Source organism: Tepidimicrobium xylanilyticum (assembly GCF_900106765.1).
In the GTDB taxonomy this organism is placed as follows: domain Bacteria; phylum Bacillota; class Clostridia; order Tissierellales; family Tepidimicrobiaceae; genus Tepidimicrobium; species Tepidimicrobium xylanilyticum.
The window spans coordinates 64,461-89,723 of the sequence record NZ_FNNG01000003.1; the positions used below are offsets into that span (position 1 = coordinate 64,461).

Sequence of the window (25,263 nt, forward strand, 5' to 3'; positions counted from 1 at the left end):
TTAAGCACATATTTTATATTTTAAATTATAACATAAAACCCAATTATTTTTAATGTATATTAGCTTTATGAAACTTTAATATTATCTTTACCCAATATTTCAACTAATTCATTGAATAATTGAGCTTGTTCTACATCTACCCATAAATCCCTATTTGCCATTACAGTTTTATTATCCCTTTCCAAATATACGTAAACTGGAGTTTCTCCTTTGTATTTAGATAGTACCCTCTTTATCGCATTAAACGTATTTAGTGGCTTTTCCTTCGGTATTCTTAAATATATCTTCTCTGTCTTATATCTATTTAATGTGATAATCCTTTCACATATAATTTTAGGTTCTTCCTCTTCACTTAAACTTACATTTCCTTCAATTACCACCAGATTATCTTCTTCTATTAACTGATTATATCTTTCATATATGGCTGGAAAAACAATACACTCAACAGCACCATATAGATCCTCCAAGGTTATAAAGGCCATCATATTGTTGTTTTTAGTGATCTTATTCTTCTTGGAAACGATAATACCACCAATTACAACCCTTTTTCCCTCTATATCTACATTCAAATTGTTCTCTATTTGATCTTGAGCTTGTACTAATTCAGAAGTGCTTATTGTAGATATTTTATTCAATTCCTTTTCATAGGGTTTTAATGGATGACCGCTAATATAGATCCCCAACATTTCCTTCTCCATTGCTAACAAATTTCTTTGAGGAAATTCCTTTAAATCAGGCAAATTATCCTTAGTAATACTAGTATCTATTGTATCAAACATTGAAAATTGTCCTTCTATATTCCTCTTCCTATCTGCATGGATTCCGTCCATGGTCTTTTCAAAGATTGCTAAAAGTTGAGCCCTATTCCCACCTAAACTGCCCATAGCACCACACTTTATTAAACTTTCTACTGCTCTTTTATTCATTACTGAAGGGTCGATTTTTTCAATTCTTTCACAGAAATCTGTAAAGCTTGTAAAAGGCCCATCTTCTCTGGCTTTTATGATTACATCTATAAAGTTTTCTCCAACATTCTTTACAGCCATTAATCCAAATCTAATCCTACCATCTACAACTGTAAATTTTTTATAGCTTTCATTTATATCAGGAGGTAATATCTCAATCCCCAGTCTTTTACACTCCTGAATATATAGGGAAACTGAATTGGTATCCCCAATAACGCTACTTATAAGGGCAGCCATAAATTCTACAGGGTAATAATATTTAAGCCAAGCAGTTCTATAAGCTACTACAGCATAAGCAGCTGAATGGCTTTTGTTAAAAGCATATTTAGCAAAGTCTATCATTAAATCATATATCTTATTGGCAGTCTTTTCATCTACACCGTTTCTTAAAGCTCCCTTAATCACTACCTCTCCCTTTTCATTGGTTTCTCCATAAATAAATCTTTTCCTCTCCTTCTCCATTACATCCATTTTCTTCTTACCCATAGCACGTCTTAATAGGTCTGCTCCACCCATTGTAAATCCACCAATATCCCTTACTATCTGCATAACCTGTTCTTGGTAGACTATACAACCATAAGTTACTTCTAAAATAGGTTTTAGCTTAGGATGTAGATATTCTATCTTATCTGGATTATTCTTATTTTGAATATACTGTGGAATCTGATTCATTGGTCCTGGCCTAAACAGGGAATTAGCAGCTATTAAATTTTCAAACATATTAGGTTTTAATTCCTTCAAAAATTGTCTCATACCAGCAGATTCAAACTGGAATATGCCTAAGGTTTCCCCCTTAGCAAACATTTCTAAAACCTTAGGGTCATCATAGGTAAATTTAGAAAAATCTATTTTTACCCCATGGTTTTTCTCTATTAAATTCACCGCATCTCTTATTACGGTAAGGGTTCTTAAGCCTAAAAAATCCATCTTCAAAAGGCCTAATTCCTCTAATTCAATCATATTAAATTGGGTGGTTATAGCATCGTTGTTTCTAGCTAAAGGCACATAAGTAGTAATGGGTTCCTTTGAAATTACAACTCCTGCTGCATGAGTGGAAGTATGTCTTGGTAATCCCTCTACTGCCATGGCCAAATCTATTAAATTCTTTATATCTTCCCTCGATTCATAAAGTTGCCTTAAGGTCTTATTTACCTCTAGGGCCTTTGAAATTGTCATACCCAGCTCCATAGGAATTTGCTTTGCTATATAATCCACTTCTCCATAGGACATATTTATAGCTCTTCCTACATCTCGTATGGCACCACGTGCAGCCATGGTTCCAAAAGTAATTATTTGTGCTACCCTGTCCTCTCCATACTTTCTCACTACATAATCTATTACCTCTTCCCTTCTCTCGTAGCAAAAATCTATGTCTATATCGGGCATAGACACCCTCTCAGGGTTTAAAAACCTTTCAAATAATAGGTCATACTCCAATGGATCTATATCTATAATCTCTAAAGCATAAGATACGATACTTCCTGCAGCAGATCCTCTACCAGGACCAACCATAATTCCATTATCCTTGGCAAATTTTATAAAATCCCAAACTATTAGAAAATAATCCACATATCCCATTTCTACTATGGTATTAAATTCAAAATTGAACCTGTCCATTATCTCTGGTGTCAGCTCTTCATATCTTTTCTCTAATCCCTCTAAACACAGTTTTTTTAAGTATTCTACATTAGTATATCCTTCGGGTACTTTAAATTCTGGCAAATGTAATGTATTAAAATCTAAAGTGACATTACATCTTTCTCCAATCCACAATGTATTTCCTAAAGCATCCTTTACATGCCCAAAAATATATTCCATCTCTTTCGGAGACTTTAAATAGAATTCATTGGTAGGGAATTTCATCCTATCCGTATCATTAATGGTTTTCCCAGTCTGGATACATAAAAGTACATCATGGATTATAGAATCTTCTTGTTTTAAATAGTGAACATCATTAGTTGCTACCAAAGGTATTCCTATTTCCCTGCTTAGTTTTATGAGCTGTTCATTTATCCTTTTCTGTTCTTCCATACCGTGGTCCTGTATCTCTAGGAAAAAATTATCCTGGCCAAATACCTCTTTATATTTAAGAGCTAGTTCCTTTGCCCTTTTATAGTTCCCTTCTAGCAGGCTGCTAGGTATTTCTCCCCCAATGCATCCGCTTAAGGCGATTATTCCTTCACTATATTTTTCTAATACATCATGGTCCACCCTTGGTTTATAATAAAAACCATTTACATATCCTTCTGAAACTATTTTCATTAAATTTTGATAACCTTTATCGTTTTCTGCCAACAATACCAAATGGTATTGATTTTTATCCTTTGGCTCTCTTTCCGTATACTTATTTATGGCAATATAAACTTCAGATCCAAGTATTGGCTTAATACCTCTCTTTTTAGCCTGTTTATAGAATTCCACCACTCCAAACATGGACCCATGGTCAGTTATTGCTATAGTATCCATTCCCAATTCCTTTGTTCTATCTAAAAGCTCTCCTATTCTAGTGGAGCCATCTAACAAACTATATTCTGTATGCACATGTAAATGGACAAAACCCTTTCCATTGACCATAATAATACCCTTTCTAGTCATTTCTATATTTTTATTCTATCACATTAAAAAATAAATGAAACTACCTTTCATAATCTTCTATTAAGTACTAATTTATGATAGAATAAGTATATAATTAAATATTGGAGGTTAAAAATGGGCAAAATTTTAGTAACAAACAATAAATACGTATATGAAAAATATAAGGCTACTGTCGAAGTTATATACGATGAAAACTTCACCTATTTAGATGTTTTAGAATATGTAAGGGATAAGGTCCATATGGGGCATAAATTGTTAACCCATCCTTTATCAGGAAGCGTAAAGCCTAATGAAACTCCCTATAAAACCATAATGATAAGTAAGGATAAGAATGATATGGACTATGATAGTTTAAATATCATAGAAGAAAGCATTACTACAGCTAAAAAATTTTTGGAAAATAAACCCACCCCTAAATGGACTGAAAAGGTCCTCGATGATTTCAGGGTTATTGATTTATCTTTAATCGATAATGTCATGAATAAGCTTATATAAATAATTAATCCCTTCATAGAAGGGATTTCTCTATTTATAAATCCTTTAAACCATGTTCAATTAATCTAGATAATTCTTCCATGGCTTCCTTTTCATCTTCGCCGTTAACGATTAAAGTAATTTCCTCTCCATGGAATGCTCCCAAGGACATAACCCCTATTATACTTTTCCCATTTACTTTTTTGCCATCCAGTTCTATATACACATTACTAGAAAATTTACTAGCAGTTTGGACAAACAGGGCAGCTGGTCTAGCATGTAAACCGATCTCATTATTTAATACCACATTTTTTCTTATCATGTCAGATTCTCCTTTCTTCTTAATTCTTCAGCAATTTCGTCAATTTTCCTTAATCTATGGTTCACCCCAGATTTTCCTACTGGAGGATTTAACATAGCTCCCAATTCCTTAAGGCTTGCTTCCTTATACTGTAATCTTAATCTGGCAATTTCTTGTAAACTACTTGGTAATTTTTCAATCCCTATTGTCCTATCTATAAATTCTATACTCTCAACTTGGCGTAAAGATGCTTCTATGGTCTTTCCTAGATTGGCAGTTTCACAATTAACTAGCCTATTTACATTGTTTCTTACATCTTTAAAAACCCGAATATCTTCAAATTTAAGCAAAGCCTGATGAGCTCCCATAATATTTAATATATCTACTATCTGTTGTCCTTCCTTTAGATAGACTACATAATTGCCTTTTCTGGCTACTATTTTAGAATCTAAGTTAAATGAATTTATTATATTTGATAAATCTTTAGCATGTTCCATACTGTTTGTCACAAATTCTAAATGGTAAGCTTTTTCAGGATTGTTTACAGAACCTCCTCCTAAAAAAGCTCCTCTGATATAAGCCCTTTTACAATTCCTATCTTCAATTAGTTCTGCTGGTGTTTTATAATTTATTATATAAGGATTGTCCTTTTTGTTTGTCAAAATTCCTACATTCTTTAATATTTTTATGGCTAATGATTCATTATCTACAATTATCAAATAGCTATTATTCTTTTTAAGTTGTTTGTTTTTCCTTACCATTACTTCTACATTAGCATTATATAGAATCTTTATCAATGAAAATATTCGTCTTGCTATGGCAGCGTTTTCCGTTTCAAATCGCAAACTAATACTCCTTCCATTTATATGAACTGCTCCATTCATTTTAATTATAGCTGCTAATTCTGCTACAGCATATATCCTATTTTCGATAGGTAATCTTGATAATTCATTCTTAGTACTTGATGAAAAGGACATATTATCACCTTATTCAATTTTATAATAATTTTATTAAAAATAAAGTTAAGAAGGAACAAACCTTAACACCTTTTTTATAATCTTTCTTTCATCGTTATATTTGATTAAATCCTTAACCTTGTCCTTATGGATAAAGGTTGCTTCTATAAAGCCTTCTTTTTTTTGTGGTACCGATTCCATACTATTTGCCTTCATTAAATACCAATGAACCGTTTTATATACAATTTTATCTTCCTTAATATTCTTATAGGTATAATGTACCATGCCAATATATTGTATGATTTCAGCTCTTACCCCGCTTTCCTCGAACACTTCCCTAATAGCAGCTTCTCTAGCACTTTCGTTTTTTTCTACCCTTCCCTTTGGCAATACCCAATCTCCATTAAATCTTTTTAATAATAGTATGGCATTTCCAAAAACTACTACCCCCCCTGCACTTACCTCTTCAACCACAAAAACCAACTCCCGTTATTTTAAATATATGGATATTAAAATTATTATACTATAAAAATTAGCATTATGCTAAGTTTTTTTAATAGTTATCTACATAAAGTATCAAAATGGTATAATAGTTAAGAAAGATAATTTTAAGGGGGTTTTATTAATGAAAATAGATATGAATTATGTAGTTGATACTCTAGTTTCCTTGCTTAATATCCCAAGTCCTTCAGGTAATACAAAGAAAGCTATAGAATTTGTTGAAAGAGAATTAAACTCTTTAGGTATTGCAACAAGAAAAACCGAAAAAGGTGCGTTGATTGCCACCATTCTAGGAAAAAATCAAGAAAAGGAAATAACCCTATCTGCCCATGTGGATACATTGGGTGGTATGGTAAAGGAAATAAAATCCAATGGGAGAATAAAAATAACACAAATTGGTGGCTATGTTTGGAGTACCGTAGAAGGAGAATACGTCTCCATTGAAAACAGTGAAGGAAAATTGTATACCGGTACTATGTTGATTACTAAAGCCTCTTCTCATGTCCACGGAGAGGAAGCTGAAACTTTAGAGAGAAATATGGATAATATGGAAATTCGATTGGATGAAAAAGTATCCTCAAAAGAAGATGTAGAAAAATTGGGAATTAACGTAGGGGATTTTGTATTTTTCGACCCTAGAGTTGTCGTTACTGATAGCGGATTTATAAAATCGAGGCATTTAGACGATAAAGCAGGTGTAGCTTCCTTGTTGGGAGTTGCCAAATATTTAATCGACAATGATATTAAACCTAAATATACTACTAATTTCTTTATCAGTAATTACGAAGAAGTAGGCCACGGAGCTTCTGCTGCTATCCCCGAAAAAACCTTTGAATTTATTGCAATAGACATGGCTGCACCAGGAGAAGGACAAACTTCAGATGAATTTAGCGTTACTATATGTGCAAAGGACAGCACAGGCCCCTATGATATAGAACTGAAAAATAAACTGATAAAATTGGCTAAAGACAATAATTTAAATTATAAAATTGATATTCATCCCTACTATGGATCTGATGGCTCTGCTGCTTTAAGGGCAGGTTATGATTTTAAGGTAGGATTAATAGGCCCTGGAGTAGATGCTTCCCATTCCTTTGAAAGAACTCACAAAGAAGCCATAGAAAATACTATAAAATTAAGCTTATTGTACTTAATTTAATCAGCCATTAAACCATCCCATAAGAATAATGTTTAATATTTCCACGTTTAATTTTAAATAATAATTATAAAATATAGATGGGGTGGTTTAATGAATATTAACGAAAAGTTTATCATAAATTTACAGGGTAAATCCTATGTAACCTATGAAGGACTTCTGGATTTAGCCCACCAAAAGAACTTGAGATCTATTGAGGTGGAACTAATACAAATCCCAACAAATGAAAATAATATGACAGCCATATGCAAGGCTACTGCAAAAACGGATAATGGAATCTATACTGATTTAGGAGATGCCAATCCTCAGTCAGTTAACTCTACCATAGTTCCCCATTTAATTAGAATGGCTTCTACTCGTGCAAAAGCACGAGTCTTAAGAGATTTAACTAATGTGGGAATGACATCTATTGAGGAATTGTCTTTGGAAGATACAACAAATGAAAGGGAAGAGTATTATTCCACTCAACAACTTGAACCTCCAACTAAAAGGCAGTTGGAAACCATCAAAAAGTTGTCGGAGGAATTAAATACTCCCATTGATTATGAAAATCTTACAAAGAAAACAGCAGGTAATTTAATTTCTAGGATGTTAGGCGAAGTCAAAAAAACTTAGTCTAACATCCTTGAACTATCCTCCGCCCTATTTCTATTAATATCTTACTTAATTCCTTAGAATCATGACGGATATATTCCTTCTTAATGTCTATCAGATTTTCTTTTATCACTTGAATACCTTTAGAATTTAATATTTCTTCATCATCTTTCCCTAGAACTACAGGTTCAGAACCATCTGATGCATATTTACTTAAAACTTCCTCTGGTATCTTTTCAATATTAACAATCACAAAATCTAAGAAGTCTTCTCGGCTATGGGTTAGTATTCCATTCACGTGGTCTAATACCGTATACCCATCTGTTTCTCCTGGCTGAGTCATTACATTGGATACATATATCTTAGGAGCTTTTGCATTGTAAATAGTATCCACCATATTATTTACTAATAAATTAGGTATTACGCTGGTATACAAGCTCCCAGGCCCTAATACGATTAAATCAGCTTCCTCAATAGCTTTTAAGGTTTCTACCAATGGATAGCTAATTTCAGGCTCCATATAAACTCGTTTTATTCTACTGGACAATTCTCTATTCTTCAGTGGTATTTTTGATTCTCCCTTTACTGTATGACCATTTTCTAATACTGCATATAAAGTTACATCTTCCAAGGTCATAGGAAGTACTTTACCGGTTACTGCTAATACATTGCTGGTCTCCTTAATAGCTTCTTCAAAACCACCGCATATATCATTCATGGCAGCTATAAAAAGATTACCAAAATTTTGCCCTTTAAGTCTGCCTTCTTTAAATCTATACTGTAGCAATTTTTCCATTATGGGCTCTGTATTAGCTAAGGCCAATATGCATGATCTAATATCTCCAGGAGGAAGCATACCTAAATCCTCCCTTAGTATTCCTGAGCCGCCTCCATCATCAGCTACGGTAACAATTGCAGTTATATTAGATGTAAATTCCTTAAGCCCCCTTAACAATACGGATAAGCCAGTTCCTCCTCCAATAGCCACAACTTTCGGCCCTTTAGAAAGCATCTTTATAGATTTTTTATTATTCATTTACCATACTCCTTTTTTTATAATTTACAATCCCTATGGCTCGCAATGGCTCTATGGCCATATTCTTCAAGCCTTATTGCTATCTCATCTGCAATGGCAACAGACCTGTGTTTCCCCCCAGTACACCCTATTCCAACTATCAATTGGGTTTTACCTTCTTTTATATAGTAGGGAATGAGATATAGCAACATATCCATTAGTTTATCTACAAAAATATTGGTTTGCTCCCATTGAAATACGTATTCTCTAACCTTTTCATCTTCTCCTGTTAAATCCTTTAATTCAGGTATATAGTAAGGATTGGGAATGAACCTAACATCCAACACTATATCAGCATCTAAGAGTATTCCATGCTTAAAACCAAAAGATGTTACAGATATTGTCAGTTTACTTAATTCTATTCCTTCTAAAAATATTTTATATATTTCTTCTTTAAGCATTCCTATTGAAAACTTAGACGTATCTATAATATAATCCGCTCTATTTTTTACTTCCTTTAATAGCTCCCTTTCTTCTAAAATTCCATCCAATATTCCCCCTTTAGGATTTAAAGGGTGAGGCCTTCTAAGTTCCTTATATCGTTTAATCAAAACTTGGTCTAAAGCGTCTAAATACAATATGCTGTATTTAATTCCCTGTTCATTTAATTCTTCCAATCCCTCAAATAGGTCTACAAAAAATACTCCACCTCTAATATCCACCACAACAGCTACCTTTTCTATATTCCTTTTAGATTGATTGCATAGTTCAGCAAACTTAGGAAGCAAAGCAGGAGGTAAATTATCCATGCAATAATATCCCATGTCCTCTAAAGCTTTCATAGCTTGACTTTTACCTGCTCCAGACATTCCAGTAATTATTACAAATTCCATGCAACTCACCTCCAAAATTTAGTAGATTATATTTTTTATCCGATTAATAGGTGCACCTGCTTCTTTTATCCTATTGATACCCTCTTCCATATTACCTACATCTTCTGGGGTATGAGCATCACTGTTAACATAGAATTCAACTCCAGTTTTCAAGGCTATCTTAATGTTTTCAATGGATAGCTGACTATGGCTTGAATTGATTTCCAAAGCCACCCCTTTCTCAAAAGCAGCTTTTCCAATTCTTTCTATATTTAATTTTGCCTTCGATCCAGGATGGGTAATTATTTTAACCGGGTATCTATTAATTGCTTTTATCAATGCTTCTGTATTCTTTTCTGTAATTTTTCTTTTGTATATAGGAAGTACTTTCGTTAAAGGATTCATTAGATACATAAATAATCCATCTTTTATAGATTTAGGAGTTATTCCATAATGATAGCCCAGTAACAATATATCTATAATATTTATTATATCATCATCCACATCTATGGTACCATCATAGCCAATAACATTGGCTTCTACCCCTAAAAGGATTCTAATTCCTTGATTTTCATATTCCTTGTTTAACAAGTCTATTTCCTCTCTCATCTTAAAAATATTTTCTTTTTTCACACCATATAAATAATGGGCAGGTCCATGATCGCATATGGCTATTTCCTTTAATCCCTTTTTAATAGCTGCTTCAACATTTTCCCTTATAGTTCCCTTCCCATGACTATATGTGGTATGGGTATGATAATCTCCAATGACTCTCATATCCGACCTCACTAATCATCGCCAATTATTTTTATTTCTGGTTCTAATATTACATTAAATTTATCATAGACAATTTTTTGTATCGTCCTAATAAGGGTAAGAACCTGTTCAAAAGTAGCTTCTCCCCTATTTACTATAAAGCCACAATGTTTTTCAGATACCTGAGCATCTCCAAATCTAACACCTCTAAGGCCTGCATCTTCTATTAATTTACCTGCGAAATGCCCTTCAGGTCTTTTAAAAGTACTACCTCCACTTGGTAGTTCTAGAGGTTGCTTTGAAACTCGCCTTTCAGTTAAATCCTCCATCCTCTCTTTAATTTGAGAAAAATCTCCATTTTTCAATTTAAATTCTGCTCCTAAAACTACCAGCCCTTGGTCTACTACCTTGCTACCCCTATATCTAAAATCCATTTCTTCATTACTAAACTCTACTACACGATTGTTCTTATCAAGAACCCTTACTTTGACAACAATATCTTTCATCTCTCCTCCATAGGCTCCTGCATTCATGGTAATAGCCCCACCTATGGTACCAGGAATACCACTTGCAAATTCAAATCCAGTTAGAGAATTCTTCAAGGCTTTTTTAGCAACTTTAGATAATAGGGCTCCACTTTGGCAAATTACTTTATCTCCTTGAATTTCAATGTTGTCAAAACCATTGGAAATTTTTATTACTACTCCCCTTATACCCGTATCTTTAACCAATAGATTGGTTCCATTCCCCATTACAAAATATCTTATATTATTTTCCCTACAAAATTTTATGGACTTTGTTATATCATCTTCTCTATTTGGTATTATCATTATATCCGCTGGACCACCTATTTTAAAAGAAGTGTGGTTCTTCATTGGCTCATCAAATAAAATCTCACCAAAGGATTTATCCTTGAACAATTCATGAAGCTTTGATTTTTCCAAAATACCACTCCTAATTTTTATTTTTTATTTTGTCTATTTCAATTTTAGCATCTTCTATTGCCTCATAGGAAGCCTTTTTCCCTAAAATAGCATTCCTTATCTCTTCCTGTACTATTGCAATTATATCTTCCCAATTATCCATAAAGGGGATGTATTCCGTATATACCATACTCTCCTCAATTCTTTTCATCTTGATATTATCCATGTACATATCTTTTATTCCGCGGTTAACAGTAAATAAACCTAATTTTTCCAAGGATCTTTGGTTAAATTCATTAGTCAAAAATTTAAGAAATTTAACACACATTTCCGTCTTTTTAGGGTCTTCCTTTTTAATTACTCCATAGGAAATTACTTGATCACTAAGGACTATTGGTAGTTCCTTGTTCCCTGTTGGATAATTTGCTATATCGAAATTAAATCCTTCTCCATTGCCATATAATTGGTCCAAATATTTTGAAGCCCAAGCTCCATTAATTGCAATAGCAATTTTTTGGTCTTTATAAAATAGTTCCCAAACATCTTTCTCATTTATTATACCAAAATAATCTGGCACTACCCTATATTTTTCTTTTAAATCTATAACCTTTTCTAATCCCCTAATGGCCTTCTCTCCATAAAAATTATATTCAATCCTTTTGCGATTGAATAATTCACTGCCATCAGATAATATTATTCCCCAAATATGATAAGTATTTCCAATGTCGGCAATAAAACCATATTCATCTGTAATTCCATCATTATCTGAATCATAGGTAAGTTTTTTTAAAACATCCACAAATTCCTCATAGGTCCAATTCCCATTAGTAGGAGGAGATACTCCCCTTTCATTAAATTTATCTAAATTAATATACATAACATAAGTACTTACTCCTATTGGAACTGCTACAAGGCTATCATTGTACTTAACAGACTTTAAAACTTGGTGTTTAAACTGTTCTACTTCTTCCTTAGTAAAATATTCATCTAAAGGTTCCAATATATTAAAATCCCTAAAATTCGGATTTACAGGAACTATATCTGGTATATCCGCTAATGATATATTGTTGTCACTTAAGCTTGAATTTAAACTATCTTTATCAATAGTAGTAAGTTCTATATATACACCTGGATTTCTTCTTTCAAAGGTTCTAATTTTTTCCCTTAACCATTCTTGATGGTTTCCTTTTGTAATACTATCCCATGGTTTATCCCATATCCTAATTATACCCTTATAAGGTTTTTCTTTTACCTCTTCTAAAGTAATAATATTATTTATAAATAGATTATAAGTCCAAATAAAAATAAAGCAAAGTATAATAAATGAAATAACCTTTCTCAATGAAGTCACCTCCTACAATATAATTATTCATAGGAGGGAATCAATATTCAGTCTACCACATTCTTCATAACTACATTGATATATTGTGTTAACGAAAAAAGGGACCCATTATATAGGCCCCTTATCATTTATATCCGTTATTCAGCAGTTGCAGTTCCTTCTCCTGCCATTCTCTTATATTTTTCATACCTTTCCTTAGCATCTTGTTCTGCCGCTTTAAATAGTTCTTCAGCTAGCTCTGGGAAGGTTCGACGTAAGGATGTGTATCTTACTTCTGAGTTTATGAAATCCATAAATGGTTTTGATGGTTCTTTTGAATCCAATACAAATGGATTCTTGCCTTCTTCCTTCAATCGTGGGTCGTATCTATATAGGTGCCAATATCCAGTTTCTACTGCTTTCTTTTCTTGTGCAATAGTTGTTCCCATTCCTGTAGTTATACCGTGGTTAATACATGGTGCATAAGCTATTATTAGGGATGGTCCATCATAGGATTCTGCTTCTTGTAATACCTTCATAAGGTGGTTCATATTGGCTCCCATAGAAACTTGTGCCACATACACATATCCATAGGATGCTGCAATCATTCCTAAGTCCTTCTTCCTTACCTTCTTACCTGATGCAGCAAATTTAGCAACTGCTGCTGTAGGTGTAGCTTTAGATGACTGACCACCAGTGTTGGAATATACTTCTGTATCGAATACGAGTACATTCACATCTTCTCCGGAAGCTAGAACATGGTCTAATCCGCCAAATCCTATATCGTAAGCCCAACCATCGCCACCAAATATCCATACGGATTTCTTAATTAGATAGTCTTTAAGCTCTTTAATTTCTTTAAGGATCTCATTTCCTCTATCATTTGAAACTTTCCTATCCAATTTTGGTATTATTGCTCCTGCAGCAGCTTTGGATGCCTTTGGATCGTCTTTCCCTTCTAACCATTTGCTAAATACTTCATTTAATTCTTCATCTATATTTAGATCTATGAACTCTCTCATCAATAGACCTAATTTTTCTCTTATCTTCTTAACTGCTAATGCCATACCGTATCCATATTCAGCATTATCTTCAAATAAGGAGTTTGCCCAAGCTGGTCCTTTGCCTTCCTTATTTGCGCAGTATGGTGTTGATGGTGCACTTGCTCCCCAAATTGATGAACAGCCTGTAGCATTGGCTATTATCATCCTATCGCCAAATAGCTGAGTTACAAGTCTAGCATATGGTGTTTCCCCACAACCAGCACATGCTCCCGAGAATTCCAATAATGGTTGCTTAAATTGACTATTTTTAACGTTGTTTGCAGGAAGTAAATCTTCTTTAGGTTCTACTTTGTCTATTGCATATTCCCAGTTATCGGCTTGTAATTCATATTGTTCTTCAAAAGGCTTCATAATTAAGGCTTTTTCCTTAGCTGGACATACGTTAGCACAATTTCCACAGCCTGTACAATCCAATGTGGATACTTGAATTCTAAATTCTAATCCTTCTAAGCCCTTACCAATAGCCTTCTTGGTTTCAAAACCTTCAGGAGCATTCTTCTTCTCTTCTTCATTTAAAAGGAATGGCCTTATTGCTGCATGTGGACATACATAAGAACATTGATTACATTGGATACAATTATCTATTATCCATTCAGGTACCTCAACTGCAATGCCACGTTTTTCATAAGCAGCAGTTCCATGTGGGAATACTCCGTCTTCTCTGCCAACGAATGTACTTACAGGAAGTTTATCTCCTTCTTGCCTATTCATTGGAGTCACAACATTCTTGATGAACTCAGGTACTTCTTTTTCTTCTTTTACTTCATCTACTGCATCCTTCCAAGACTCTGGAACTTCTACTTTAACTAATGCATCAATTCCTCTGTCCACAGCTTCAAAGTTCATATTAACTATCTCTTCGCCTTTTCTTCCATAAGTCTTTTCAATAGAGTCCTTTAAGCGTTGTACTGCCTCATCAATTGGTAGTACTTCCGCAAGTTTAAAGAAAGCAGATTGCATAATCATATTAATCCTGCCACCAAGACCTATTTCATGGGCAATCTTGGTTGCATCTACGATGTAAAAATCTATATTGTGTTCTGCTATATATCTCTTCATGTGAGCTGGTAGGTGTTCTCCAATTTCATCCTTATCCCAAGTGCAGTTTAATAGGAATTTACCTCCATCTTTCAATCCTTTTAGTAAATCATATTGGTATACATAGGATTGTTTTGAACATGAAATAAAATCTGCTTCCTCTATTAAATAGGTTGATTTAATTGGTTTGTGACCAAATCTCAAGTGGGAAATGGTTACACCACCAGATTTCTTACTATCGTAGGAGAAATAACCTTGAGCATACATATCTGTGTCGTCGCCAATGATCTTAATAGCACTCTTGTTTGCTCCTACAGTACCGTCGGAACCAAAGCCCCAGAATTTACATCTAATAGTTCCTTCTGGCTCTGTCTTAATTTCATCTTTTATTTCTAGTGATGTATGAGTAACATCATCTACTATACCTATTGTAAACCTATTCCTTGGATTATCTTCTTTCAAATTGTCAAATACCGCTTTAATTTGCGATGGAGTAGTATCCTTGGATCCTAAACCATATCTTCCACCTACAATTATAGGTTGTAAATCTGAACCATAGAATATGCTTTGAACATCTAAATGTAGAGGTTCAGCAATAGCACCTTTCTCCTTTGTCCTATCAAGAACTGCTATCTTCTTAACGGTCTTTGGCAATACATCAAAGAAATATTTGGCTGAGAATGGCCTATACAAATGAACTTTAATTACCCCTACCTTTTCTCCTCTAGCCATTAGATAATCTATAGTTTCTTCTATGGTTTCAGTTACTGAACCCATAGCTACGATAATTCTCTCAGCTTCAGGATGACCATAGTAGTTGAAAGGTCTATAATCTCTACCAGTTAACTTGTTTATTTCCTTCATATAATCGTTAACAACTTCTACGATATTCTCATAATATGGATTTGAAGCTTCCATAGCTTGGAAATAAATATCTGGATTTTGAGCAGTTCCCTTAGTATATGGTCTCTCTGGATTCAATGACCTATTTCTAAACTCATTTAATGCTTCATAATCGACTAATTTCTTAAGGTCCTCATAATCTAATACTTCGATTTTTTGAATTTCATGGCTAGTTCTAAACCCATCAAAGAAGTGTAAGAATGGCACTCTTCCTTTTATAGCTGACAAATGAGCTACTCCTGCTAAATCCATCACTTCCTGAACACTACCTGACGCAAGTAGGGCAAAACCTGTTTGTCTTGCTGCCATTACATCTTGGTGATCTCCAAATATACTTAAAGCATGGCTTGCAAGAGCTCTAGCAGATACATGGAATACAGCTGGAAGAAGCTCTCCTGCTATTTTATACATATTGGGTATCATCAATAATAAACCTTGTGAAGCTGTAAAAGTAGTTGTTAATGCTCCTGCTGAAAGAGAACCATGAACCGCACCAGCAGCACCAGCCTCCGATTGCATTTCCGTTACTAGTACATTTTGACCAAAAATGTTCTTTTTACCATGGGCAGACCACTCATCTACCAATTCTGCCATATTAGATGATGGCGTAATCGGATAGATAGCTGCTACATCTGTAAAAGCATAAGCTATATAGGCAGCAGCAGTGTTTCCATCCATGGTTTTCATAACTTTTGCCATTAATAGACCCCCTTATATGTTAATAAAGTATGTTTATTTTTAAACAAAGTATGCTCGCAAGTGCCTAAAAATTTTAGATAATGGTATTTTTAGGCATGCTGCAAAGTTTGTTTGAATATTAATTACAACTCCAAATTAAGTATATTAAACATTGGAAATAAAGTCAACCAATTACAACATCATTTTACCTTTTCTTATCTTAGCCTGCTCTTTTATTTTCTCATTTAATTCTACTGCAGCATTATATCCCAATTTCTTCTGTCTAGCATTTCTTGCAGCAACTTCTATAATCATCGCTAAATTTCGTCCAGGCCTTACAGGAATAACCAACTTAGGCACCTTTACTCCCAACAATTCTATATAATCTTCATCTAAGCCAGTTCTGTCATACTCCTTGGATTCATCCCAAAATTCAAATTCAACAACTAAATCAATAAACTCACTGTTTTTGACAGCACCTACACCATATAACCTCTCAATATCTAATATTCCTATTCCTCTTATTTCCATAAAATGTCTAATCACATCAGGAGCTTCACCTCTTAAACCTTCTTCAACCCTTTTAATTTCTACTACATCATCAGCTATTAGGCGGTGTCCCCTTTTGATTAGTTCCAATGCTGTTTCGCTTTTCCCTACTCCACTATCTCCAGCAAGGAGTACTCCCATGCCATAAACCTCCACTAATACTCCATGAATCGTCATTTCAGGAGCCAATACATAATCTAAATAATTGATAACTCGATTGACAAATTTAGTGGTGGAAATATCGGTCCTCAATATAGTCCTATCATAAATCTTAGCTAATGTTAACGCCTCTTCAAAAACTGGTAACTGTCTAGCAAATATTATAGCAGGAAAAGGGTAGGAAAATATTTTTTCGAACCTCTTATATCGAACTTCATCGGTCAAGTTATTACAATAATGCCACTCTGCATTCCCAATTATCTGCAATCTTTCATAGGCAAACATGTCATAATATCCCGTTAATGGTAAACCAGGCCTGTTAATTTCACTGGCAACTACTCTTATATTCTCTATATTATCTGCTTTATGAATTATTTCTAAATTCAAATCTTCTATTATCTTATCTAAAGTTACATATTCCATATTATCTCCCCTCATTCTTCCTAAAATAACTATATAGGTCCTCAGCCACTTTCCTGTTCATGCTTTTGACTTGAGCCAACTCATCTATAGATGCTTTCTTTATATTTTCAACCGTTTTAAAATGCCTTAGAAGTTCTCGCTTTCTCTTTTCTCCAATCCCCTTTATATCATCTAATTCGGATTTTATCATATTTTTACTCCTTAAACTTCTGTGGTAGGATATGGCAAATCTATGGGCTTCTTCCTGTATCCTATATATGAGTTTAAAGCCAGAGCTGCGTTCATCTAATTTGATTTCCTGATTATTATATATAATACCTCTAGTGCTATGAAATTCATCTTTAACCAACCCACAAACGGGTATATCTAATCCCATTTCCTCTAAAGCTTGTAAAGCTACATTTACCTGCCCCTTCCCTCCATCCATCATTATTAGGTCAGGGAAAAGGGAGAAACCTTTTAATTCAATCTTGTTTTCCTCCATCATCTTTTTTTCCTCTAATCCCCTAATAAATCTTCTTTTTATAACCTCTTCTAAACTCTTGTAATCATCAGAACCCAATACAGTTTCTATTTTGAACCTTCTATAATCGCTTTTTTTAGGCCTCCCATATTCAAAGACTACCATAGAACCTACAGATAAAACTCCAGATATATTTGAAATATCATAAGCCTCTATTCTATTAGGCATACTGTCCAAGCCTAAAAGGTTTTTTAGTTGTTCCAAAGCCTTTTCCTCTTCTCTTTGCTTCCTTACAATTTCTTCACCATGCTGATTTAACATATCCATAGCATTCTTCTTCACCATTTCCATTAGCTGTGATTTTTCACCCCTCTTAGGTACTCTTATGCTGACTTTATTCCCTCTTTTTTCTGAAAGCCATTTGGATATGGCTTCCATATCCTCAATTTCCTCTTCAATAAATATTTCCTTGGGAATATAGGCAGTTCCCAAATAAAACTGCTTTATAAAAGAACTGAGGATCTCCTTTCTATCATCGTTGAAAGTATCGGATATAATAAAGTGTTCTCTTCCTACTATCTTGCCTGACCTAATAAAGAATATTTGTATGCATACCTCATCTATTCCCCTTGCCATTCCAATTACATCTTGATCCATTAAATTAGAACTTACTATCTTCTGTTTTTCCAAGACTACTTTCAAGGAATTTATTTGGTCCCTATATTTTGCAGCGCTTTCAAAATCTAGATTTTCGGAAGCCTTCTTCATCTTTTCTTCAATTACCTCTATTAATTTATCTTCTTTGCCATTCAAAAACATTATTACTTCATCTATCATTTCCATGTATTTTTTCTCATCTACATTTCCCTGGCAAGGCCCTAAACACCTTCCAATGTAGTAGTTAAGACAAGGTCTAGTCCTTTTCTGCTGCTTATCGAAGTTCTTATTGCAGGTCCTTATCGGATATAGGCTTCTAATTATCTCTATAGTATCCTTAACAGCATAAGCGCTTGGGTAAGGTCCAAAATATTTAGCACCGTCTTTTAAAACCCTTCTGTTTTTTATAACTCTAGGATATTTTTCATTGGTAGTCACCTTTATATAGGGGTACTGCTTATCGTCTCTAAGCAATATATTATATTTAGGCTTATTCTTCTTAATTAAATTTGCCTCCAATATTAAAGCTTCCACTTCGCTATCCACAATTATATATTCAAACTCATGAATATGTTTAATCATGGCATTGACTTTGGGAGGATTATTGCGAGACGATTGGAAATATTGCCTTACTCTTTTCTTTAATGAATTAGCTTTTCCTACATATATTATGTGTCCGTTCCTATCCTTCATCAGGTAGACACCAGGTTCATCTGGTAACTTCTTCAATTCCTCATCTATATTAAACATAAAATCACCTTTCAAACTAAAATCGCTGTAATATTATAATACCATAAGGATTGAAAAAATAATAAATCAATTATTGTAGGCATTAAATGTTATAATTCCCATGTTTTTGGTTATATATAAATAAGGGGACATTTTTTCTTATTAAATTTAAATAGTAGAAACAAGGGGGGATAATTGTGTTCTTTTCAAAAAAATTGAGTATTTTAGGAATAGAGGTTGAAGAGTTAGAAGATGATGAGATCTACTTATGTTTGCTAAAGGATAAAAAACGGAGAATAATAGATGAGGAACCAATAGAAACATCTGGTAAGGAATTAAAAATCTTAGCTGAAATGAAAGGTCAAAGATATGGAATGATAAGATATAGCAGTGAATTCTTTTATGAAGTAATAGGCGTTAAAGAAGAAGCACCCGTTTAGGTGCTTCTTTCCTATTCCATTAAATGATACTCTAAAATTTGATCCATTCTTAATCCTCGTAATCCTAGATAGAATTCCAAATTATTTAATAGATGCTCTAATTTTACAGGACCAACCAACTCAGATCCAGTTACTGCAACCCCATATTTACTTGCTTCCTGTTTTATTAGCTCAAAAGCTCTATATAATGGAGTTTGAGTGCAGTCAAACATATTCATTGAAACAACTACCCCTTCTCTTTCAGGGAATTTAATTCCCACAGCTCTCACTGTTGAAAATCCTCCACTTGGACCTCTTACAGCTTTTGCAATTGCCTTAGCTATGTTAACATCTTCTGTTGCTAGAAACACATTATAAGCTGTTAATCCTTCAGTAGCAGCAGATACTATGGTAGCCCCATATCTATCGCTTAGCTTTCCATCTATGGATAAGTCTGGTTTTCTAGTCTCATAATCTGGATGATTCTTATCTTCCAATAGAGCCTTTAATCCTTCATATTGACCTTGTCTTATAAAGGATATACTCTTCTTATTCTCTGTTCTAGCATTTTCTCCAGAAAAATAAATGGGTACTTGATATTTATCAAATAGTTCTTGTCCAATTTCCTCTGCCAACTGAACAACTTCTTCTAAGCTAATATTTTTAAAAGGAAATAATGGTATAGTATCCTGTGCACCTATTCTTGGATGGGAACCCTTCTGCTCCCTCATATCAATTAATTCATAAGATTTTCCAGCCATAGCTATTAAAGCCTCTTTCAATGGCTCTGGTTCTCCTAGTATAGTAAGCACTGTTCTGTTAAAATCATATTCTGGTTCAACGCTTACTAATGTTACCCCTTCTTTATTCCTTATTTCATTAGCAATGGCATCGATTACCTCTTGCCTTCTACCCTCACTAAAATTTGGTACTGCTAAAACATATTGTTTAGACATCTTTCTACCTCCTCTATATAATTATTATTCTTCTCCTAAATAAGCTTTCCTAACCCTATCGTCCCCTAATAGTTCCTTTCCGCTACCTTCTAAAACTATTTCTCCAGTTTCGATTACATAAGCATAATGAGCTGCTTGCAAAGCCAAATTGGCATTTTGTTCTACCAACAGAACTGTTAAGTTCCTTTCCTCGTTCAATTTCTTTATGGTTTCATATATTTCCTGAACGATTATTGGAGCTAACCCCATAGATGGTTCATCTAACATTAACAATTTAGGTTTAGACATCATCGCTCTACCTATTGCTAGCATCTGCTGTTCTCCACCACTTAGGGTTCCTCCCATTTGTGTTCTCCTTTCCTTCAACCTTGGAAATAGTTCATAAACATTTTCTAAATCCTCTTGAATTTCTTTTTTATCTTTTCTCAGATAGGCTCCCATTAATAAATTCTCTTCAACATTTAAAGCAGTGAATATCTTTCTTCCTTCTGGAACATGGATTACGCCTAGTTCAACTATTTTTTCAGAGGGAAGCTTGCTAATGTCCTCTTCTTGAAAAAACACTTGTCCATTTTTTTGTTTTACTATTCCTGAAATGACTTTTAGAATAGTAGTTTTACCTGCTCCATTACTGCCTATTAGTGTTACTATCTGTCCTTCATTGATTTCAAAATTGATCCTCTTTAATGCATGAATTCCTCCATAGAATACGTCTAAATCTCTAATTTTTAGCATTTAACCTACCTCCTTCCCTAAGTAGGCAGATATAACTCTTTCATCTCTTTGGACCTCATTAGGTTTTCCCTCTGCAATTTTATTCCCATAGTCTAAAACAGCAACCCTGTCAGATATACCCATAACCAATTTCATGTCGTGTTCTATCAGTAATACGGTATATCCTTTATCCCTAATCTTTCTTATTAAGGATTGCATCTCTACTTTTTCTTGAGTATTCATCCCTGCAGCTGGTTCATCTAATAGCAATAGTTTTGGTTCTGTTGCTAAAGCTCTACCAATTTCAACTCTACGCTGCTCGCCATAGGGTAGACTTGTTGCTATTTCATTTGCTACAGACTCTAATCCTAAGAAGTCTATTATCCTCTGAACCTTTTCTCTAGCTTTTTCCTGTTCTTCCATAGCCTTTTTGGTTTTAAATATTACGTTTACCAGATTGGCTTCAGTTCTACAATATTGCCCAATCATAATATTTTCAAAAACTGTCATACTGCTGAATAACCTTATATTTTGAAAAGTTCGAGCTATTCCTGCTACTGTAATCTCATAGGACTTTAAATTATGGATTTCTTTGCCTAAGAAATTGATTACACCGCTGGTAGGTTCATAAACTCCCGTTATTAAATTGAAAAAAGTAGTCTTACCTGCCCCATTGGGACCAATAAGGCTCACTATTTCTCCTTCTTCAATATAAAAATCAACGTTATTTACTGCTGTAAGACCTCCGAAGGATTTTGTTATTCCTACTGCCTCTAAAATTTTCATTGTTCTTGCCTCCCTTTAATCTATCCATATCAATCATTCCACCTGGACGATTAATCATCATGAGTATTAAAAGTAGTCCGTAAATTGCATATCTATAAAGGGCTATGCCTCTTAAAGCCTCTGGAAGTATTGTAAGAACAATCGCTCCTAAAATTACTCCAGGTATACTTCCTAGACCTCCTAGTACAACCATACACAATATGGTTACCGATTCCATATACGTAAAGTTATCTGGATTTACATAATGGACGAAAGTAGCAAAGAAGCTTCCTGCCATTCCTGCAATAGCTGCCCCCAACACGAAAGCAAGTATTTTCAAATAGGTAGAATTTATTCCCATGGCTTCAGCTGCTATTTCATCATCTCTAACAGCTATAAAACCTTGACCAAGTCTTGAATGTAAAAGCCTGCTGGAGATAAATACTGTAAAAAAAGCAAGTAATAAAATAATATAGTAATAACCTATATTATTATTTATGGTAAATCCAAATATCTTAGGAGAAGGAATTCCTGGAATGCCTGCAGGACCTCTGGTTACTTCAATCCAGTTTACAAGTATTAACCTCAATATTTCTCCAAAACCAATAGTAGTTATGGCTAAATAATCGCCTTTTAACCTTAAAGTCGGTACGCCAAGAAGAAATCCAAAAAATCCTGCTACTATAGCACTAGCAATAAATGCAATCCAAAATGAAACCTTAAAGTTTACCATTAGTAGTGCCGTAACATATGCACCAATACCGTAAAAGGCAGAATGTCCCATCGAAAGTTGGCCTGCAAAGCCTAATACGAAATTTAAACTAAGTGCAAGAACTACGTACATAATAGCCACTATACTAGTTCTCAAAATGTAGGGGTACCGGCTAATTAAAAAGGGCGCCACTAATAGGATGCCAACAATAAGGTATATGAGCTTTCTTACCATTTGGCTATCCATAGTTGATATTTTATCCGTTATCTTATCAAAGCCCTTAGATAAAATCTTAATGACGAAGTAGAGTATAACTGTTGCAATCGATAACTTGATTAACACATCTGCTAAGTTTCCCAAATCTTTTCACTCCCTTTATACCTTCTCTTTTACCGTCTTCCCAAACAATCCAGTAGGTTTAAAAAGAAGTATGATAATCAAAATGATAAAAGCTATAGCATCCCTATACCCTGAAGAAATATAAGCTGCTCCTAGACTCTCTGCTATACCCATAATTAAACCACCAAACATGGCACCAGTTATACTTCCTATACCTCCTATAACTGCTGCCACAAAAGCCTTTAATCCAGCGGAAAATCCCATCATAGGATATACAGCTTTATAATACATGGCAACAAGAGTACCTGCAGCAGCTCCTAATGAAGAACCTAAAGCAAAGGTGATGAATATGACTTTATTTGTATTTATTCCCATTAATCTGGCTGCTACCATGTCCTGAGAAGCACATCTCATTGCCCTACCAATCTTTGTCTTTTTAACAATATAAGTTAGAATCAAAACCAAAATAATAGAAGTTAATAATATAACAGCCTGTAATTTAGTAATCTTAAATCCGCCAAAAGCATATATCTCGTTTTGAATCATGGTTGGAAATGATTGGGTTTCAGGTCCCCATACAAGCATTGCAAAATTCTCTAGAAATATTGCTGTACCTATCGCACATAAGAATAGGTTTATCTTAGGTGCATTAAAGACAGGGGTATATGCAAACTTTGCTATAAAAACCCCTAGCAAAGCTGCACATACCATGCCTATTAAAAACGAAGGTACTAGCGGTAGATTAAAGTATGCTATAGCGGTATATGCAAAGAAGGCTCCCATCATATAAATATCCCCGTGGGCAAAGTTTATTAGGCGTATTATTCCATATACCATGGTATATCCTACTGCTGTTAAGGCATAGAGACTTCCTAATGCAATACCATTACTAAGTTGTTCTAAAAACATAAGCTACACCTTCCTTTAATTTAGAAATCCTAAGCGACTAATCAACCTGCTCTGCTGCTGGTACTATTTTCCCATCCTTCACAGTTAAAACGACTATATTTCTTACCACATCGTGGTTTTCATCAAAGGAGATAGGCCCTGCTACTCCTGGAAAATCTTCAACTTCGTCTAAAAATTCCATTATACCTTGTCTGCTTTCACCTTTTTCTTCAATGGCAGCAAAAATCAATTTTGCTGAGTCATAAGCTAAAGCTGCATAGGTATCAGGATCCTTATTGTATTTTGCTCTGAAAGCTTCAACAAACTCCTTAGTACCAGGAAACTCTATATCTGGATGGAAGAATCCTGCAAATATTATACCTTCTACTGCTTCTCCACCTAACTTAATTAATTCTTCTGAACTAATTCCCTCAGTACCCAACATTTGAATGTCAAGGCCTAACTCTTTAGATTGTTGTGCAATCAATGCTGTCTCAACATAATATCCAGCTATGAATAATAAATCTGGATTGGTACCCTTTATCTTAGTTAATTGAGGGCTGAAATCCTTTGATTGTCCTTCAAAATAGGTTTCTGTAGCTACTATTTCCCCACCTAATTCCTTAAAGGCCTTACCAAAGTCTTCCATTAATCCTGTTCCAAAGTCATTTGCTGTGTATAGAATTGCAGCTCTTCTCTTGCCCAACTTATCATATGCATATTTTGCTAAGGATTTTGCTTGCGCTGTATCTGTCAATGAAATCCTATAAGCAGTTGGAGTAGTACCGTCTGTTAAAGCTTTATTAACTGAATCTGCAAGAAGTGGTATACCTGCTGCATCATAAATTCCCCTTGCTGCAAGGGTACATGAACTATTCCAATGACCTATAACAGCAAGAACCCTGTCATCTTGGGCAAATTTCTGTGCCACATTAGGAGCTTCTTTAGGATTACTTGTATCATCACCAGTTAATAGAACTACTTTCTTCCCATTAATTCCACCCTTTTCATTTACCTCATCAATTGCTAATTGAATAGCTTTGTTTTTCATATCGCCAAATTGAGCTGAGTCCCCAGTCATTGGACCAGCATGGGCTATAACTATTTCGCCTTCTGAAGAAGAACCTGTATTCTCATTACCAGTACTTCCATTGCTGCAAGCAGACAATGCAATTGTAATGACTAATAATAAAGCAATAGTTAACAGTGATTTTTTGTTTTTCACAATAACTCCCCCTTTAAAAATATTTTTAATTAAGCTCTGCATAATATTTTTGCAATAACTATGCCAAGTTTTTATTCCCTCATAAAAAAATAAAAGCTTGAAATCATCAGGTTTTTACTATAGCCTTCCGATTCCAAGCTGTATTAGAATAAT

The 25,263-nt window shown here is 34.2% G+C and carries 22 protein-coding genes; 4 read left to right on the top strand and 18 right to left on the bottom strand.

Annotated elements, in window-relative coordinates:
• Nucleotides 1-65 precede the first annotated feature (65 nt).
• Nucleotides 66-3,539 carry a DNA polymerase III subunit alpha gene (locus tag BLV68_RS04580; RefSeq protein WP_093751299.1) on the bottom strand — a complete coding sequence of 1,158 codons (3,474 nt, stop codon included), beginning with the start codon at nucleotides 3,537-3,539 and terminating at the stop codon, nucleotides 66-68.
• Between the two features lie 135 nt (nucleotides 3,540-3,674).
• Here BLV68_RS04580 and BLV68_RS04585 point away from each other — a divergent pair, with 135 nt between their 5' ends.
• Nucleotides 3,675-4,055: a GrdX family protein gene (locus BLV68_RS04585; RefSeq protein ID WP_093751301.1), complete on the top strand. Its 381-nt coding sequence runs from the start codon at nucleotides 3,675-3,677 to the stop codon at nucleotides 4,053-4,055.
• Nucleotides 4,056-4,089: 34 nt separating this feature from the next.
• Here the strand turns inward: BLV68_RS04585 and BLV68_RS04590 are convergent, their stop codons facing one another.
• The 3 genes from BLV68_RS04590 to BLV68_RS04600 are packed head-to-tail and all read right to left on the bottom strand — an operon-like array spanning nucleotide 4,090 to nucleotide 5,765.
• Nucleotides 4,090-4,356 carry an HPr family phosphocarrier protein gene (locus tag BLV68_RS04590; protein ID WP_093751303.1) on the bottom strand — a complete coding sequence of 89 codons (267 nt, stop codon included), beginning with the start codon at nucleotides 4,354-4,356 and terminating at the stop codon, nucleotides 4,090-4,092.
• A complete protein-coding gene (gene whiA / locus BLV68_RS04595; protein WP_093751305.1) occupies nucleotides 4,353-5,312 on the bottom strand; it encodes a DNA-binding protein WhiA in 960 nt (319 codons plus the stop codon). The genes BLV68_RS04590 and whiA overlap by 4 nt, the downstream gene beginning before the upstream one ends.
• 45 nt (nucleotides 5,313-5,357) lie before the next feature.
• A complete protein-coding gene (locus BLV68_RS04600) occupies nucleotides 5,358-5,765 on the bottom strand; it encodes an NUDIX hydrolase (protein ID WP_093751307.1) in 408 nt (135 codons plus the stop codon).
• A 151-nt stretch (nucleotides 5,766-5,916) separates the two neighbouring features.
• On the opposite strand from BLV68_RS04600, the gene BLV68_RS04605 reads away from it, so the two are divergent.
• Together BLV68_RS04605 and BLV68_RS04610 are read left to right on the top strand one after the other, a co-directional pair.
• Nucleotides 5,917-6,951: a M42 family metallopeptidase gene (locus tag BLV68_RS04605; RefSeq protein WP_093751309.1), complete on the top strand. Its 1,035-nt coding sequence runs from the start codon at nucleotides 5,917-5,919 to the stop codon at nucleotides 6,949-6,951.
• Nucleotides 6,952-7,041: 90 nt separating this feature from the next.
• The gene (locus BLV68_RS04610; protein ID WP_093751311.1) at nucleotides 7,042-7,563 is read left to right on the top strand and encodes a hypothetical protein; all 522 of its coding nucleotides are present in this window, start codon (nucleotides 7,042-7,044) and stop codon (nucleotides 7,561-7,563) included.
• A 1-nt stretch (nucleotide 7,564) separates the two neighbouring features.
• On the opposite strand, the gene BLV68_RS04615 is transcribed toward BLV68_RS04610, so the two are convergent.
• The 8 genes from BLV68_RS04615 to uvrC all read right to left on the bottom strand — a co-directional run bounded on the left by BLV68_RS04615 (nucleotide 7,565) and on the right by uvrC (nucleotide 19,113).
• Nucleotides 7,565-8,578: a gluconeogenesis factor YvcK family protein gene (locus BLV68_RS04615; RefSeq protein WP_234949831.1), complete on the bottom strand. Its 1,014-nt coding sequence runs from the start codon at nucleotides 8,576-8,578 to the stop codon at nucleotides 7,565-7,567.
• Nucleotides 8,579-8,595: 17 nt separating this feature from the next.
• Nucleotides 8,596-9,450 (bottom strand): RNase adapter RapZ, encoded by an 855-nt coding sequence (rapZ, locus tag BLV68_RS04620; RefSeq protein ID WP_093751313.1) that lies wholly within the window; start codon nucleotides 9,448-9,450, stop codon nucleotides 8,596-8,598.
• An 18-nt stretch (nucleotides 9,451-9,468) separates the two neighbouring features.
• Nucleotides 9,469-10,206, bottom strand: coding sequence for a PHP domain-containing protein (locus BLV68_RS04625; protein WP_093751315.1), 738 nt, complete (start codon nucleotides 10,204-10,206; stop codon nucleotides 9,469-9,471).
• Nucleotides 10,207-10,217: 11 nt separating this feature from the next.
• Complete coding sequence (murB, locus tag BLV68_RS04630; protein ID WP_093751317.1) at nucleotides 10,218-11,129, bottom strand: UDP-N-acetylmuramate dehydrogenase; 912 nt, start codon at nucleotides 11,127-11,129, stop codon at nucleotides 10,218-10,220.
• 10 nt (nucleotides 11,130-11,139) lie between these two features.
• Complete coding sequence (locus tag BLV68_RS04635) at nucleotides 11,140-12,450, bottom strand: ABC transporter substrate-binding protein (RefSeq protein ID WP_159428610.1); 1,311 nt, start codon at nucleotides 12,448-12,450, stop codon at nucleotides 11,140-11,142.
• Nucleotides 12,451-12,587: 137 nt separating this feature from the next.
• Complete coding sequence (gene nifJ / locus BLV68_RS04640; RefSeq protein ID WP_093751321.1) at nucleotides 12,588-16,133, bottom strand: pyruvate:ferredoxin (flavodoxin) oxidoreductase; 3,546 nt, start codon at nucleotides 16,131-16,133, stop codon at nucleotides 12,588-12,590.
• Nucleotides 16,134-16,304: 171 nt separating this feature from the next.
• On the bottom strand, nucleotides 16,305-17,243 hold the full coding sequence (hprK, locus tag BLV68_RS04645) for an HPr(Ser) kinase/phosphatase (protein WP_093751323.1): 939 nt from the start codon (nucleotides 17,241-17,243) through the stop codon (nucleotides 16,305-16,307).
• Nucleotide 17,244: 1 nt separating this feature from the next.
• Nucleotides 17,245-19,113, bottom strand: coding sequence for an excinuclease ABC subunit UvrC (gene uvrC, locus BLV68_RS04650; RefSeq protein ID WP_093751325.1), 1,869 nt, complete (start codon nucleotides 19,111-19,113; stop codon nucleotides 17,245-17,247).
• A 176-nt stretch (nucleotides 19,114-19,289) separates the two neighbouring features.
• Here uvrC and BLV68_RS04655 point away from each other — a divergent pair, with 176 nt between their 5' ends.
• Nucleotides 19,290-19,532: a hypothetical protein gene (locus BLV68_RS04655; RefSeq protein ID WP_093751327.1), complete on the top strand. Its 243-nt coding sequence runs from the start codon at nucleotides 19,290-19,292 to the stop codon at nucleotides 19,530-19,532.
• An 11-nt stretch (nucleotides 19,533-19,543) separates the two neighbouring features.
• On the opposite strand, the gene ftcD is transcribed toward BLV68_RS04655, so the two are convergent.
• The 6 genes from ftcD to BLV68_RS04685 are packed head-to-tail and all read right to left on the bottom strand — an operon-like array spanning nucleotide 19,544 to nucleotide 25,110.
• Entirely contained in the window at nucleotides 19,544-20,467 is a 924-nt protein-coding gene (gene ftcD / locus BLV68_RS04660) for a glutamate formimidoyltransferase (protein WP_093751329.1), read from the bottom strand.
• Nucleotides 20,468-20,491: 24 nt separating this feature from the next.
• Nucleotides 20,492-21,202, bottom strand: a complete 711-nt coding sequence (locus tag BLV68_RS04665) for an ABC transporter ATP-binding protein (protein WP_093751331.1) — start codon at nucleotides 21,200-21,202, stop codon at nucleotides 20,492-20,494.
• Nucleotides 21,203-21,967 carry an ABC transporter ATP-binding protein gene (locus BLV68_RS04670; protein WP_093751333.1) on the bottom strand — a complete coding sequence of 255 codons (765 nt, stop codon included), beginning with the start codon at nucleotides 21,965-21,967 and terminating at the stop codon, nucleotides 21,203-21,205.
• Nucleotides 21,906-23,018 (bottom strand): branched-chain amino acid ABC transporter permease, encoded by a 1,113-nt coding sequence (locus BLV68_RS04675; RefSeq protein ID WP_093751335.1) that lies wholly within the window; start codon nucleotides 23,016-23,018, stop codon nucleotides 21,906-21,908. The genes BLV68_RS04670 and BLV68_RS04675 overlap by 62 nt, the downstream gene beginning before the upstream one ends.
• 15 nt (nucleotides 23,019-23,033) lie before the next feature.
• A complete protein-coding gene (locus tag BLV68_RS04680) occupies nucleotides 23,034-23,906 on the bottom strand; it encodes a branched-chain amino acid ABC transporter permease (RefSeq protein ID WP_093751337.1) in 873 nt (290 codons plus the stop codon).
• 37 nt (nucleotides 23,907-23,943) lie between these two features.
• Nucleotides 23,944-25,110 (bottom strand): ABC transporter substrate-binding protein, encoded by a 1,167-nt coding sequence (locus BLV68_RS04685; protein ID WP_234949832.1) that lies wholly within the window; start codon nucleotides 25,108-25,110, stop codon nucleotides 23,944-23,946.
• Nucleotides 25,111-25,263 lie beyond the last annotated feature (153 nt).